The sequence below is a fragment of the Marinobacter nauticus ATCC 49840 genome (genome assembly GCF_000284615.1).
Lineage (GTDB): Bacteria > Pseudomonadota > Gammaproteobacteria > Pseudomonadales > Oleiphilaceae > Marinobacter > Marinobacter nauticus.
The window spans coordinates 3782168-3796327 of sequence record NC_017067.1 but is presented as its reverse complement, the minus strand read 5'-3'; the positions used below and the strand labels follow the sequence as shown (position 1 = coordinate 3796327).

General features: G+C 59.4%; 15 protein-coding genes. 10 read left to right on the top strand and 5 right to left on the bottom strand.

What is annotated here, in order from left to right; all coding sequences use genetic code 11:
- Positions 1 to 39: 39 nt before the first annotated feature.
- Genes MARHY_RS17490 through pilG form a run of 3 tightly spaced genes read right to left on the bottom strand, consistent with a single transcriptional unit; the run spans position 40 to position 1394 of the window.
- Complete coding sequence (locus tag MARHY_RS17490; RefSeq protein WP_011787172.1) at positions 40 to 585, bottom strand: chemotaxis protein CheW; 546 nt, start codon at positions 583 to 585, stop codon at positions 40 to 42.
- 20 nt (positions 586 to 605) lie between these two features.
- The gene (gene pilH, locus MARHY_RS17485; protein ID WP_011787171.1) at positions 606 to 968 is read right to left on the bottom strand and encodes a twitching motility response regulator PilH; all 363 of its coding nucleotides are present in this window, start codon (positions 966 to 968) and stop codon (positions 606 to 608) included.
- Positions 969 to 1001: 33 nt separating this feature from the next.
- A complete protein-coding gene (gene pilG / locus MARHY_RS17480) occupies positions 1002 to 1394 on the bottom strand; it encodes a twitching motility response regulator PilG (RefSeq protein ID WP_011787170.1) in 393 nt (130 codons plus the stop codon).
- A 297-nt stretch (positions 1395 to 1691) separates the two neighbouring features.
- Here pilG and gshB point away from each other — a divergent pair, with 297 nt between their 5' ends.
- From gshB to MARHY_RS17440, 8 genes are all read left to right on the top strand, one after another.
- The gene (gene gshB, locus MARHY_RS17475) at positions 1692 to 2645 is read left to right on the top strand and encodes a glutathione synthase (RefSeq protein WP_014422995.1); all 954 of its coding nucleotides are present in this window, start codon (positions 1692 to 1694) and stop codon (positions 2643 to 2645) included.
- Positions 2646 to 2691: 46 nt separating this feature from the next.
- Positions 2692 to 3558 (top strand): energy transducer TonB, encoded by an 867-nt coding sequence (locus MARHY_RS17470; RefSeq protein WP_023008698.1) that lies wholly within the window; start codon positions 2692 to 2694, stop codon positions 3556 to 3558.
- Positions 3555 to 4121, top strand: a complete 567-nt coding sequence (locus tag MARHY_RS17465; RefSeq protein ID WP_011787167.1) for a YqgE/AlgH family protein — start codon at positions 3555 to 3557, stop codon at positions 4119 to 4121. The genes MARHY_RS17470 and MARHY_RS17465 overlap by 4 nt, the downstream gene beginning before the upstream one ends.
- Positions 4114 to 4545: a Holliday junction resolvase RuvX gene (gene ruvX / locus MARHY_RS17460; protein ID WP_031210066.1), complete on the top strand. Its 432-nt coding sequence runs from the start codon at positions 4114 to 4116 to the stop codon at positions 4543 to 4545. Before MARHY_RS17465 ends, ruvX begins: the two co-directional genes overlap by 8 nt.
- Positions 4546 to 4564: 19 nt before the next feature.
- Positions 4565 to 5074 carry a bifunctional pyr operon transcriptional regulator/uracil phosphoribosyltransferase PyrR gene (gene pyrR / locus MARHY_RS17455; RefSeq protein ID WP_011787165.1) on the top strand — a complete coding sequence of 170 codons (510 nt, stop codon included), beginning with the start codon at positions 4565 to 4567 and terminating at the stop codon, positions 5072 to 5074.
- A gap of 27 nt (positions 5075 to 5101) precedes the next feature.
- Positions 5102 to 6121, top strand: coding sequence for an aspartate carbamoyltransferase catalytic subunit (locus tag MARHY_RS17450; protein WP_022991331.1), 1020 nt, complete (start codon positions 5102 to 5104; stop codon positions 6119 to 6121).
- Entirely contained in the window at positions 6118 to 7431 is a 1314-nt protein-coding gene (locus MARHY_RS17445; RefSeq protein ID WP_014422990.1) for a dihydroorotase, read from the top strand. Before MARHY_RS17450 ends, MARHY_RS17445 begins: the two co-directional genes overlap by 4 nt.
- 192 nt (positions 7432 to 7623) lie before the next feature.
- Positions 7624 to 8643, top strand: a complete 1020-nt coding sequence (locus tag MARHY_RS17440; RefSeq protein WP_014422989.1) for a putative solute-binding protein — start codon at positions 7624 to 7626, stop codon at positions 8641 to 8643.
- A gap of 37 nt (positions 8644 to 8680) precedes the next feature.
- On the opposite strand, the gene MARHY_RS17435 is transcribed toward MARHY_RS17440, so the two are convergent.
- Entirely contained in the window at positions 8681 to 8953 is a 273-nt protein-coding gene (locus MARHY_RS17435; RefSeq protein WP_014422988.1) for an HU family DNA-binding protein, read from the bottom strand.
- Positions 8954 to 9214: 261 nt separating this feature from the next.
- Between MARHY_RS17435 and MARHY_RS17430 the strand changes: the two genes are divergently transcribed.
- Positions 9215 to 10267 (top strand): hypothetical protein, encoded by a 1053-nt coding sequence (locus tag MARHY_RS17430; RefSeq protein WP_041655176.1) that lies wholly within the window; start codon positions 9215 to 9217, stop codon positions 10265 to 10267.
- Positions 10268 to 10292: 25 nt separating this feature from the next.
- On the top strand, positions 10293 to 12359 hold the full coding sequence (locus MARHY_RS17425) for a TRAP transporter large permease subunit (RefSeq protein WP_014422985.1): 2067 nt from the start codon (positions 10293 to 10295) through the stop codon (positions 12357 to 12359).
- 104 nt (positions 12360 to 12463) lie between these two features.
- Here MARHY_RS17425 and MARHY_RS17420 read toward each other — a convergent pair whose 3' ends face one another.
- Positions 12464 to 13999 carry a phosphoenolpyruvate carboxykinase gene (locus tag MARHY_RS17420; protein WP_011787158.1) on the bottom strand — a complete coding sequence of 512 codons (1536 nt, stop codon included), beginning with the start codon at positions 13997 to 13999 and terminating at the stop codon, positions 12464 to 12466.
- Positions 14000 to 14160 lie beyond the last annotated feature (161 nt).

The window sequence follows — 14160 nt, the reverse complement described above, 5'->3', positions numbered from 1 at the left end:
CAGACGGTCAGGGTGATGTTCCTGCCAGTACCATCACCCTTACCACTGTGCAACATCAAGAAAACGTTCGTCTTCCACCAGATCGGTGGCTGAGAACACTTTCCAGACCTCCTCATTGCGCTCGTAACCGCCGCTCACAAACGGACGAACGCTGTCGGGCACCCCGTCGGGGGTGGCCCTGAAACTGTCTTTGGCGAAGTACTGCATGCCCAGTACGCTGTCGACGACCAGGCCACTGAATACGTCGCCCTGCTCAACCACCAGAACCCGCCGTTCACGCAGGCTGCGGGAAGAGCGGGGCACATCGAAAAAGGTGGCGAGATCGACCAGGGGTAGCAGGCGGCCGCGAACATTAGCCGCTCCCATCAGGAACGACCGAACCCCCGGAACATGGGTGAACCGGGGCACATGCAGGATTTCGGTAACTTCGCCCATGGGGGCAACATAGCGCTCGCCCGAGAGAATAAAACCGATGCCGTTCCAGAGTTCAACGGCTTCCTGTTGTTCCGGCAGACCGGCGGCCATGGACCGGCTGCGCTGGGCGATATCCGTCAGAACGGCAAAAGGGGCGGCCTGGGCGGACATGCGTACTCCAAGGTTGGGGATCAGGCAATCAGGCTGTTGATTGTTTTGATCAGGTCGTCTTCGTTAACTGGCTTGACCAGATAACCCTTGGCACCCTGGCGGGTTCCCCACACCCGGTCAGTTTCCTGATCCTTGGTGGTTACGATCACAACCGGGATGGAAGCGGTTTCCGGCGCACGGGTCAGCTGGCGGGTCGCCTGAAAGCCGTTCAGGCCGGGCATGACAACATCCATCAGCACCAGATCCGGAGTTTCCGCGCGGGCCTTGGCCACACCATCGGCGCCATTATCTGCGGTCAGCACTTCGTGCTTGTGTTTTTCCAGAATGGTGGAAATCTTCTTAACTTCAGTTGGCGAGTCGTCAACAATCAGAATGCGGGCCATGGTTTCCTCGATGGTTCTGTGTGTCAGCAGGGGTTACTGTTCCGCCTGAGGCATGTATTGGCGGATGGTGTTAAGCAGCTCATCCTTGCTGAACGGTTTGGTCAGATACTGGTCCGAGCCTACGATTCGGCCTTTTGCCTTGTCGAACAGGCCGTCCTTGCTCGAAAGCATGATAACCGGCGTCTTTTTAAAAGAGGAATTGTTCTTGATCAGTGCGCAGGTCTGGTAGCCGTCCAGGCGGGGCATCATGATATCGACAAAAATGATGTCCGGCTGGGAGTCGGCAATCTTGGCCAGAGCGTCAAAGCCGTCTGTGGCAGTGATAACCTCACAGCCAACCTTTTTAAGAAGGGTTTCCGCGGTGCGACGAATGGTCTTGCTGTCGTCAATCACCATGATCTTCAGGTTCTCGAAGTTGTCATCCATTGTCCAACTGCCTTGCGCTCTAGCGACTGTCGTTATTTTCGAACGGGGGTTTTAACACAAACGTTAAGGTTGTTCTATAAACCCCGCTCATTTATAGAGTATCCATGGCTGGATAAAAAGTATTAGTTTGTGACCAAATGTACTTCTGCCGCTGCCATCACGGATTTATCTGCGGATTTCTCCGGATGCATTCGCGGCTCGGGTACAATACCATCTGACCTCTCAGCATAGCACTTAATAACCGGTTCGCTCTGCTGACCGGTTCGTGTTTTCTTACCGACAGTTCCAGGAGACGCTATGACAATCCGGCTGGGGATCGTGATGGATCCCATTCAGGATATTCACTTCAAGAAAGACAGTTCTCTGGCCATGCTGCATGCCGCCCAGAAACGCGGCTGGGAAATCGAGTACATGGAACTGCCGGATCTTTATCTTGCGGGCGGCCAGGCTCGGGCTCACACCCGTGGGCTGACTGTGCACATGGATCCGGACAACTGGTACAGCTTCGGCGCCAGTCAGGATCGTGCGCTGGGTGACCTCGACGTCATTCTGATGCGGCAGGACCCACCGGTGGATCGGGAGTTCCTGATGGCCACCTATATACTGGAATCGGCGGAGCAGCAGGGCGCTCTGGTGGTCAATCCGGCGGCCACCCTGAGGGACTGCAACGAAAAACTGTTTGCCACCCAGTTTGAAGACCTGACACCTCCGCTGATCGTGACCCGCTCTGCCCAGCGTTTCCGGGAATTCTATGCCGAGCATGGTGACATCATCATGAAGCCGGTGGACGGCATGGGTGGCCGCTCGATATTCCGGGTCAAGCAAAACGACGCCAATCTCGGGGTCATCATCGAAACCCTCACCAATTACGGCAGCCATCAGGCCATGGCCCAGAAGTTCATCCCCGAAATCACCGAAGGTGACAAGCGTATTCTGCTGATTGAGGGCGAGCCGGTACCCTATGCCCTTGCACGCATTCCGTCACACGGTGAGAATCGCGGCAACCTGGCCGCCGGAGGTCGTGGTGAGGGCCGGGAGCTGACCGAGCGTGACCGTCAGATCTGTGCCCGGGTAGCGCCGGTGATCAAGGAAAAGGGCCTGATGTTCGTGGGGCTTGATGTCATTGGTGACTATCTCACGGAAATCAACGTCACCAGCCCCACCTGCATTCGTGAGCTGGATGCGGCGTTTGGCATCGACATTGCCGGCATGCTGATGGACGCCATCGAGCGACGTCTGGCCAGAGACTGAAGACCGATCACAGCTTTTGAGCGCACAAGGAGACTCAGGAACCGTCATGGCAACCCAGGTTAGCGATTTCGATCGGTTTTCCTTCACCCTGTTTATGGCATTGGCCGTTCATGCCATGTTGGTGTTGGGGATTACCTTTGCCCCGGAATCGCCCCGGTCTTCGGCTCAGACCATGGAAATTACCCTGTCCCAGTTCGACGATGAGCAGGCGCCGGAGAAAGCCGATTTTCTGGCCCAGACCAGTCAACAGGGCAGTGGCTCGGAAGAGCAGGCCATGGAAATGACCTCGCCCAATCCCTCCGAGATCAGTCAGCCGGAGCTGGCTCAGGTGCAACCCGAGCCACAGACCACCACCCGGCCTCAGCCGCAACAGGAGCGGGCGGTCGTCCAGACCGAGACTCACACCGAGCGCCAGGCGTCAAGGCCCGAGGAGCGAAGCGAGCCCCAGGAAGAGCCCTTGCCTCAGAGCGAGAAAAAGAGCCTGATGGAGCGCAGCCTGGAGATTGCCAGCCTGGAGGCGAGGTTTGACGCACAGCAGCGGGCCTATGCCCGCAAACCCCGGGTAATGCGGGTAACGGCAGCCTCGACCCTGAAGTCCAGCAACGCCTGGTATGTGCAGAACTGGGTGAGCAAGGTGACCCGGGTGGGTAACATCAACTATCCCACCGAAGCCAGGCAGGCAGGCATCTACGGCACCCTGCGCATGCTGGTTTCGCTGAAGAAAGATGGCACAATCAAGGAAGTGGCAATCCTCCAGTCCTCCGGCAGTACGGTGCTGGATGATGCCGCAATCCGAATTGTGCGTATGGCCGCTCCGTTTGCGCCTTTCCCGGAGGAAATGCGTCAGGACGTGGACGAACTGGAAATCATACGCACCTGGTCATTTCAGAGACGGGGGCTTACATCAGGATGACGGCCGAACACGACACCACAGGCAGTCTCAGGCACCACTTCCTGGTGGCTTCGCCCTGGTTGGCTGATCCCCGCTTTCACGGTGGGGTGATCTACCTTTGCGAACACTCGGAAGAGGGCGCGCTGGGGCTGATGATCAATCAGCCGCTGGATATCCACCTGGGTGAGATCCTCGAGCAGCTCGACATGCACGGCGGGGAGCTGGACTTGCCGGTATACACCGGCGGGCCGGTTCAGCCCGAGCGCGGCTTTGTTCTGCACTCGCCGGGCCGGCAGTGGCAGAATACCGCGCGAGTCACCGACGAAGTGTTGTTGACCACCTCCCGGGATATTCTGGAAAGCATTGGCCGGGATGAGGGGCCGGAGTCGTTTCTGGTGGCACTGGGTTACTCTGGCTGGGGCGAAGGTCAGCTGGAGGAAGAGCTGGGCAGCAATGCCTGGTTGACCTGCCCTGCCAGCACCGACATTCTGTTCCGCACGCCGGCAGACCAACGTTACCAGGCGGTACTCCGCCTGATGGGCATTGATCTGAACCAGCTCAGTGATTCGGTGGGTCATGCCTGATCCCGGTAACCGTCGACTACTGGCCTTTGATTTCGGCACCCGGCGTATCGGGGTGGCGTCAGGACAGGAAATGCTCGGAACCGGCCAGCCCCTGGCCATGCTTCCGGCCAGGGACGGGATTCCCGACTGGCAGCAGATCGAGGCGCTGCTGGCGGAATGGCAGCCGGATATTGTCCTGGTTGGCCTGCCTCTGAATATGGATGACACCGAAAATGACATGTGCGCGCGGGCCCGCAAGTTCGGCAAGCGTTTGCACGGCCGCTACCATGTCACGGTCGAAATGGTGGATGAACGACTCACCAGCTACGAAGCCAAGGGCGAGGTGATGGCCGGTGGTGGCAGTCGCGATTTCGGCCGCCACGGCGTCGATGACCGTGCCGCCGTGCTGATACTGGAAACCTGGTGCCGGGAGCAGGCCGGCTGATCTGATAAACGAGGCTGTAATGACCGCATTGCTTGATATAGACCAGCTGCTCGACACTTTGGAATCCGGCCTGCGTCAGATTCTCCAGGCGCGTGGCGTAGATGACCCGGTGCTGATCGGAATCCGGACCGGCGGTGTCTGGCTGGCGGATGTGTTGGGGAAGCGCCTGGGTATTGCCCAGCCTTTCGGAGAGCTGGACATCTCGTTCTACCGGGATGACTTCAGCCGCATTGGTCTGAACCCCCGGGTGATGCCGTCCAGTCTGCCGTTTGATACCGAAGGCCGGGACATCATCCTGATCGACGACGTGATCATGAGTGGCCGGACGATCCGGGCTGCCATGAACGAAATATTCGACTACGGCCGTCCGGCCAGTATCATACTGGCCACGCTGATCGATATGGGCGCCAGGGAACTACCAATCCAGCCGGATGTGGTGGGACGGGCCCTGACGCTGGAAGCCCATCAACGAGTGAAACTGCGTGGCCCCGAGCCACTGCGCATTGAAGTACAGGAATCCGGGCAGTAAACCTTCCCAACTGATAACAGGCGAGCCATGACCGCGAACGACCCTTCCCCGAACCACTTGCAGCTGACCCGGGATGGTCAGTTGCGGCATTTCCTGACGCTGGATGGCCTGGGCCAGCCACTGCTCACGGATATTCTCGACACCGCCGACTCCTTTATTGAGGTGGGAGAGAGAAGTATCAAGAAAGTGCCCCTTCTCAGAGGCCGCACCGTAGTCAACCTGTTCTTTGAATCCAGTACCCGGACCAGGAGTACGTTCGAACTCGCGGCCAAGCGCCTTTCTGCCGACGTCCTGAACCTGGATATTTCTACCTCAGCTACCTCCAAGGGTGAATCCCTGTCCGATACCCTGCTTAATCTGGAGGCCATGGCTTCGGATATGTTCGTAGTGCGTCATTCCCAGAGCGGCGCGCCGCATTTCATAGCCGAGAGTGTGACCCCGGGCGTTGCCATCATCAATGCCGGTGACGGCCGCCACGCCCATCCCACCCAGGCGATGCTGGACATGCTGACCATCCGTCAGCACAAGGGCCGATTCGAAGGCCTGAAAGTTGCCATTGTCGGGGATGTGCTGCACTCCCGGGTGGCGCGCTCGCAGATTCGTGCTTTGAATGTGCTGGGCGCGGAAGAGGTGCGGGTGATTGCTCCCGGCACGCTGCTGCCCAGAGATGTCGAGGATCTTGGCTGTACCGTGGAATACGATATGGCCCGGGGCATGAAAGACCTGGATGTGGTGATCATGCTGAGGCTTCAGAAGGAGCGCATGGAAGGTGCCCTGCTACCCAGTGAACGTGAGTTTTACCGTCTGTACGGGCTGAATCAGGAAAAGCTGGGGCTGGCAAAGCCCGATTGCATCGTTATGCATCCGGGCCCGATCAACCGCGGGGTCGAGATTGAGTCGGCAGTGGCCGATGGGCCCCAGTCGGTCATTCTTAACCAGGTCACCAATGGTATTGCTATCCGGATGGCGGTGATGTCCATGGCCATGGGTGGTCAGATGGCGGAGCGTCAGCAAAGACAGCAGGAACAGCAGGAGGGCCGGGCATGACAGCGTCAGCGAACTGGAATGAGGGCGGCCTGAAACTGACCGGCGGGCAGTTGTTTGAGCCGGGCAAGGGGTTGATCAGTAACCCGGGCTTGTTGGTGCGCAATGGTCGCATAGAGGCGGTTGGAGAGCAGGCCCAGGCAGCCGAGAGCGCCGCAACACTGGACGCCGCCGGGCAGGTGATCGCGCCCGGTTTTATCGACCTGTGCTGTAATCTCCGGGAGCCGGGCAATGGCCAGAAGGGCAATATTGCCTCGGAAACACGAGCCGCCGCCCATGGTGGTTTCACCACGGTCTGTGCCTCGCCGGAAACCTCGCCGGTCAATGATTCCGGTGCCGTGACCAATCTGATTCTCGACAGCGTGGCCTCCCGAGGTGTGGTTCGGGTGCTGCCGATCGGTGCCATCACCCGTGGCCTTGATGGCGATATGCTCAGTGATATGGCCGGCCTGAAAGCAGCCGGTTGCGTGGCGGTCGGCAATGGTTCCCGGGGCGTGCGCAATGCCCGCATTCTGCGCCGGTGTATGGCCTATGCCCAGACCTTCGGACTGACCGTGATGTTCAGTCCGGAAAATACGGCACTGGCGGCCGATGGCTACGCCCATGATGGCCAGGTCACCACGCGTCTGGGGCTACTGGGTATTCCCGAGGTGGCCGAAACGGCCGCGGTTATGGAAATGCTACTGCTGGCAGAAGAGACCGGGGTGCGCCTGCACCTGAGCCAGCTGTCCTGCGCCCGCAGCGTCGAGATGCTGGCCCAGGCCCGGGATCGCGGCGTGAAGGTTACCGCCGATGTTGCCATGCACCAGTTGGTCTTCACCGAGTCGGCCCTGGCCGGCTTCGACAGTCGTTTTCATGTCCGGCCTCCCCTGCGCGGGGAAGCCGACCGTCAGGCGCTGGTGGCCGGTGTGCGGGACGGCGTTATCGATGCAATTGTGAGTCAGCATCAGCCCCATGATTCCGCGGCCAAGCAGGCCCCGCTGCCCGCGACCGAGCCCGGGCTGTCAAGCATCGAGAGCGTGCTGTCCCTGGGTCTGGAGCTGGTACAGAATCATGAGTTGGAGCTGCCGGATTTGCTGCGGGCACTGACCGCCGGGCCGGCGGCTGTGCTGGGCCGGGAAGTGGCTCTGACGGCCGGCTCTGCCGCTGATCTTTGCCTGTTTGACCCGGATGGCCACTGGCAGCCTTCCGCAGCAACGCTGCTGTCGGCTGGGCGGCACGCTCCGGTTCTGGAACGAGCCCTGCCAGGGGAGGTGAAACTCACCCTGGTGGCAGGTCGCACCGCCTGGCAGGCTCCCGGTACCCCACTTTGAAAAATGAGGCAGAGGTGGCTCCGCCTCTGTCGACATCATCACAGAACTCGCCGGTTTTGCTGAAAAACCCTTGATGGCAGGCACCTGAGCCAACGTATTCTATGACCTGACCCTCTACGGTCAGGTCATAGAATACGAGAGCCAGTCACCCGGATGTGACCGGCCCGACAATAAAAACTCAGGAGTCATCCCGTGAAATCAATCCGCTTTTCCCGCCGGCTCGCCATGGCGGCCGTCCTGTGTGCCAGCGTGGTGGCACCCTCCCTGGTTCAGGCCCAGGATGAAATCCTTGAGCGCAGTTTCTGTGTGTTTGACCCGGTTGGTGCCAATGGCCCGCTGTTTGCCATTACCAAGGAGTTCCAGCCGGTGGCCCTCAAGCGAGGCATCAAGCTGGAACTGCGTGCCTACACCGATGAAAAAGTAGCGGCCGAAGACTTCAAGGCCGGTCAGTGCGATGCCGTGTTGCTGACCGGCACCCGTGCCCGGGAATTCAACAAGTTTACCGGCAGTCTCGAAGCCATGGGGGCCGTGCCGGGTGAAGAAGAAATGCGCCTGTTGTACAACACCCTGAGCCAGCCCAAGGCCCGGCCGTTCCTGGTTGACGGTCCCTATGAGGTTGCCGGTGTCTTTCCTGCCGGGGCCATTTACCTGTATACCCGCGACCGGGCCATTGATTCGGTCGAGAAACTCCAGGGCAAACGCATCGCAACGCTGGATTACGACTCGGCCTCCGTGCGCATGGTCCGTCATGTCGGAGCATCGGTGGTTGGCTCCAACTCCGCCAACTTTGCCGGCAAGTTCAATAATGGCAGTGTCGACCTGGCCTATGCACCAGCCGTGGCCTATCAGCCTCTGGAACTCTATAAGGGCGTTAATTCCAAGGGTGGGGTGTTCAAGTATGCCCTGGCGTACATGAACTTCCAGGTCATTATTCATCGGGATCGTTTCCCGGAAGACGCCGGCCAGATGGTTCGGGATGAGTCCATCAAGCGGATTGATCAGGCCTACGAGATCATTGCAGAAGCGGAGTCCGGGATTCCTGCCGACGTCTGGATGCACCCGCCCCGGGAAGACGTGGCCGAGTACGACAAGATGCTGCGCCAGGTTCGTCTCTCACTGTTGGAGGACGGGGTCTACGACGAGCGCGCCATCAAGTTGATGAAGGCGATTCGCTGTCGGGTGGATGGCTCCCGTTCGGAGTGCGCCTCCTGAGGCACTGAGCGGCCCGCATACAGCGGGCCGCAGGTGATCAGCGGATGGCGTCTTTCAGGGCCTTGCCGGCCTTGAAACCCACGGTCTTGCTGGCAGGGATCTGGATGCTTGCGCCGGTTTGCGGATTGCGTCCGCTGCGGGCTTCCCGGCTGCGGATGTTGAAGGTACCGAAACCGATCAGTGTCACGTCTTCTCCCCGCGCGGCAGCCGCCGATACCTGGTCGGTAAAGGCGTTGATTACCTCTCCGGCCTTTTCCCGGGTAAGCCCGGTTTTGTCGGCAATGGCAGCAGCAAGTTCAGGTTTGCGCATCGGATACTCCTGATTATTCGTTCTGATTGTTGTTGGTTATTGCCTCGGCCAGGCCGGAGGCTGAAGCAATCTATAGTGGCTTTGGGCTGAATCTGCAAACCTTCTTCGGTAACGATATGTTCCCGGAGGCGTCATTTGCGGGATCGGTCTCATAAACCCGGGGCGGAGTTCGTCATAATGAACGCCGGTTACAGACTGTAACAAACGGTGCAGTCCGCCCCCATCTTCTGGACAAAACACAAGAACAAAAGGTTGAAAGGTATGAAGGGTTTCCGGAGATCCCCGACAACATCATCTGGGCTTCGCGGCATGATGGCGGCATTGACTGCCGGTCTCCTGCTGAGCGGCTGCGGGGCGGTCAATAACATGATCTACAAGACCACGGGGGATGTCATGAAGGGCTTCTCCCGCAACCATACCGTCCCCTACCTCATGGAGTCGGACGATCTGGCCATGGGCTGTTCCATGAGCGAGGCTACCGCGCCGCTGTTGATGTCGTTTGGTCGGGTAACCAGTGAGCCGGATCAACTGGCAGTCATGCTCTACCTGTCTTCGGGCAGCTGTGCGGAAGAGCAGGCCAGGGAGCATGAGCTGGCAGGGTTGGCCGCCATGTACGCCATGGACGCGACCGCCGCGGAAGACGCCTTTATTCGCCAGAAGCGTGCTCATACCCTGGCCGCTCGCCGCTATCTGAAAAGCTGGCAGCATCACAATAGCCACTATGGCAACCCGGATGAAACCGAGTGCCCGGATTTCGACGATGACATGGACGAGTTCATGTACATGGCCGGTTTGCTGTCCGGGCTGCAGGCGCTTAACGCCCAGATCCAGGCCACTTCCTCGGTGGGCGTTCCGTTCAATACCGGCTCCGTGGTGGGCCGTGCTACCCAGTGTCTGGATAACAAGAAATGGTGGGGCGCCCCCATGGGCCTGCGTGCCACGGTCTGGGCCATGATCCCGGGAACCCAGCCCCAGGGTGAAGATGCCTTCGAGCGCCTGGCCATTGCCGCGGAGCAGGGCGAGGAAGCTGGCGTCCGACTGGGCCATGTGTTCCAGGCCATTGCGGCTATGAACAAGAATGATGAAGCCCTGGTGAAGTCGGTTATCCGGGACCATGCTGAATCCCTTGAGGCCAATCCGGCCAGCGAAGAGTGGCGGTTTGTGGATGCCATGGCGACCAACATGCTGGTGGCGATTTCGGATCGGTTGTGGGTGGAAAACACCGGCCACCGAACCCCCATCGGGCAGTTCGGTGCCTTCTGGGACGACCAGCGTGAACCGGTCGAGACCATGGATCTGGATGACCTGTTGTAACCATCATTAAGCCGAGTAAGCCGTTATGCCCCAGGGTGGTTTTCGTCGTAGTGGTCTGGAGTGGTTTTCATCGCTGCCGGCCTGTCTGTTGTTGCTGGCTGTGGTTCTGTTCTCCACCAGCAGTGATATTCATAATCAGATGTTGCGCGCTGGTGAGCAGCTCTGGAGCGGTTATTACAAGCTGCGCATGGACCCGGTACAACCGGAGTGCGACCTCAACCGGGATATTGAGGCAGAGGTCGCTCGGGAGCTGGCTGAGCAAGCGCCGGCAGACGACCCGATGGCAGCACTGCTTGGCACCCATGAAAAAGACCCCCGGGAAGTCCGTCTTGCCATAGAGCGCTCGGTGGCGGATTGCCGGGCCGCTCACGCCAGTTACGAAGACCTGCAGGACAAACTGACTCCCGGTGTGAAAGCCTATCGGGCGGTAGAGCTTTTTGTAGCCGACCTGATCGCGTTCGGGCTCACAGCCCAACGCTATGTTCTGGTGATTCTGGTGATGCTGTGTGCGGTGACCGCCACACTCACCCGCCATCACATTGCCATGCGAGCCATGGAGACCCGGTTGGACTACACCGTCTCCTATACCCTGCAAACCATTGCCAACGCCATGTTGCTGGGCTCGTCGGTGATCTTCCGGCAATCCAGCCTGGCCAGCAGCACCACAGTATCTGGTGAGGAGCTGCTGCTGCACAATTTCTGGATTGTCGGCTTTGCCTGCCTGACACTGGCGAGCCTCTATCGCCTGTTCCGCGTGCCCGACAATCTGGCGCCGGGGGGCAATCTGAACCAGGCGTTTCTGTCGGTTCCGCTCTATACCGTGATGTGTCTGATTTCAGGTACTTACTTCGCGCTGATCGGTCATTCCTCCGGTATCGGGATCTATCTGGGCAAGATGATGGAGCTGGCCGACATGTTCCTGAATGTCGGGCTGTACGTGTGGGTGGGCATGATGCTGAAGCAGACGCGCCTGGCGACACTGGTTTTCAATATTTTCCGGCCCTGGCGTATGCCGCCGGAGATGCTGGCGGTGGTGGCTGTTCTGGTGGCGGCGGTGCCTACCGCCTATACCGGTGCTTCCGGTATTTTTGTGATTGCTGCCGGTGCTGTTATCTACAGTGAGCTCCGAGCGGCGGGCGCGCGCAGACATCTGGCCCTGGCGGCCACGGCCATGTCGGGCTCCCTGGGTGTGGTATTGCGGCCGTGTCTGCTGGTGGTGGTGATTGCCTACCTGAACCGCGAAGTGACGACCGATGAGTTGTTTGGCTGGGGCATCTGGGTATTCGTACTGACCGCCACCATGTTTGCGATGGTGGCTCTCACGGTGAACCGGCAGAGCCAGTTTGACCTTGCCCCGGCGGCCGATGCCTTTCCGGCGTCCATTCAGGCTTTGCGGCCATTGATTCCCTATGTGATCGTGATCGCTGCCGTAGTGCTGTTCTACCGGCTTGCCCTGGATGTGAAGATGGACGAATTTTCGGCGCCCCGGTTGCTGCCGGTGATCATGCTGGCCATTCTGGTATATGAGCATATCAGCCTGAAAAATGGCCGGGGCCGGGCGTCCGGTGAGATCAATCACCAGGGGCTGGAGCGCAGCGTTCGTGGCGCGACCAACGATACCACCGCTGAGATTGGCGCCCTTTTGTTGCTGCTGGGGCTGTCGGTGAGCATTGGTGGTGTGATCGAGCGCTCCCACATCATGGAAACTTTCCCTCAGGCGTTCGACAGTCCCTGGTCTGCCATGCTGCTGATGGTAGTGATCCTGGTGATCCTGGGGATGATCATGGACGCCTTCGGGGCGGTGATTCTGGTAACCGCAACCGTGGCAACCATAGCCTACTCCAGCGGTATTCACCCGGTGCATTTCTGGATGGTGACGCTGGTGGCCTTCGAGCTCGGCTACCTGAGCCCGCCTGTGGCCCTGAACCATCTGCTCACCCGCCAGGTGGTGGGCGAGGCTGAGGTGCTGGCGGCCCAGCAGGAAGGTGGAACCTTCTACCAGCGCCATGAACGCATCATCATGCCACTGATTGCCATGGGTATTTCCCTGGTACTGGTGGCCTTTGTGCCGTTGCTGTTCTACGCCAACTGATCGCTCTGCCGGCGGCCTGTCTGGTTTGTGTTCTCAAACCAAAGGCACAAAAAAAGCGCCGAGCTTTCGCAAGGCGCTTTTTTTATGGCAGTGGGAAAGCGGCTTTAGCCGGCTTTCGGGCCCGCCTCAACAATGGCGTCGGCCACGTCGAACTTCTTGAAGTTCTCCACGAACTGGGCAATCAGCTCCTGGGCCTTGCCATCGTAGTAGTCCGGGCTGACCCAGGTGGTGCGCGGGTTCAGCAGCTCGGTGTCTACGCCCGGAACATGCTTGGGCACGTCCAGGTTCAGGGCATCCAGGTGCTCAGTTTCGACGTCGTCCAGATCACCGTTCTGGATGGCGGCAATGATGGCGCGGGTGGTCGGAATGCTGAAGCGCTTGCCTTCACCGTAGGGGCCGCCGGTCCAGCCGGTGTTGACCAGAAATACCTTGCTGCCGAATTCGTCGATACGCTTCATCAGCAGCTCGGCATAGACGCCGGCCGGGCGCGGGAAGAACGGCGCACCAAAGCAGGTGGAGAAGGTGGACTTCAGCTTGGAGGATGAGCCCATTTCGGTGGAGCCCACCAGCGCGGTGTAGCCACTCAGGAAGTGGTAAGCGGCAGCTTCACGACTCAGGATGGATACCGGAGGCAGAACGCCGGTCATGTCGCAGGTCAGGAAGATGATGTGCGAGGGCTCACCGGCACGGTTCTCGATCACGCGCTTTTCGACGTGCTCGAGCGGATAGGCGCAGCGGGAGTTTTCGGTCAGTGAAACGTCGTTGTAGTCCGGCTCGCGGGTCTCCGGATCAATCATCACGTTCTCAACGATGGCGCCGAAACGGATGGCGTCCCAGATGATCGGTTCGTTCTTCTGGCTCAGGTCGATGCACTTGGCGTAGCAACCGCCTTCAATATTGAATACGGTGCCCGGGCCCCAGCCGTGCTCATCGTCACCGATCAGGAACCGGTGCGGGTCTGCAGACAGGGTGGTTTTGCCGGTGCCGGACAGGCCGAAGAACAGGCATGTCTCGCCGGTTTCACTGACGTTGGCTGAGCAGTGCATGGGCAACACGTCTTTCTCGGGCAGAAGGAAGTTCTGAACCGAGAACATGGCTTTTTTCATTTCGCCTGCGTAGTGCATGCCGGCCAGCAACACCTTGCGCTTGGCGAAGTTGATGATGACGCAGCCGTTGGAGTTGGTGCCATCACGCTCCGGTACACACTCGAAATTAGCGGCGTTGAGAATCTGCCATTCTTGCTTGTCGGCCGGATTGAAGCTATCCGGGCGAATGAACAGGTTGCGGCCGAACAGGTTCTGCCACGCGGTTTCCGTGGTCATTTTTACCGGCAGGTAGTGTTCCGGGTCGGAACCAACGTGAACGTGAGAGACGAAGCGGTCTTTTTCAGCGATGTAGGCTTCAACGCGATCCCACAGGGCATCGAACTTTTCAGCATCGAACGGGCGGTTGATCGGACCCCAGTGAATGTCGTCGGCGGTGCTGGGCTCCTCGACGATAAAGCGGTCCATAGGAGACCGGCCGGTACGCTCACCGGTGGTGACCACCAGAGAACCGTTGGATGCCAGCTGGCCTTCGTTCCTTGCTAATGCCAGCTCGACCAGTCGTGCTGTACTCAGATCATTATAAGTGTTGCTCACTTCGACCTCGCCCTCGGGATGTCTTCGTGATTGCCCAGGCCGTCCCCCCGAAAATTGACGGAAAACTGAACAATCGGGTCAATTCAGGCGCGCTATTATGCCAGAGACGCCTGCAAAAAACGACTGCCCTGAAAGCCGCGCCAGAGGCGGCTTCCGGGCAA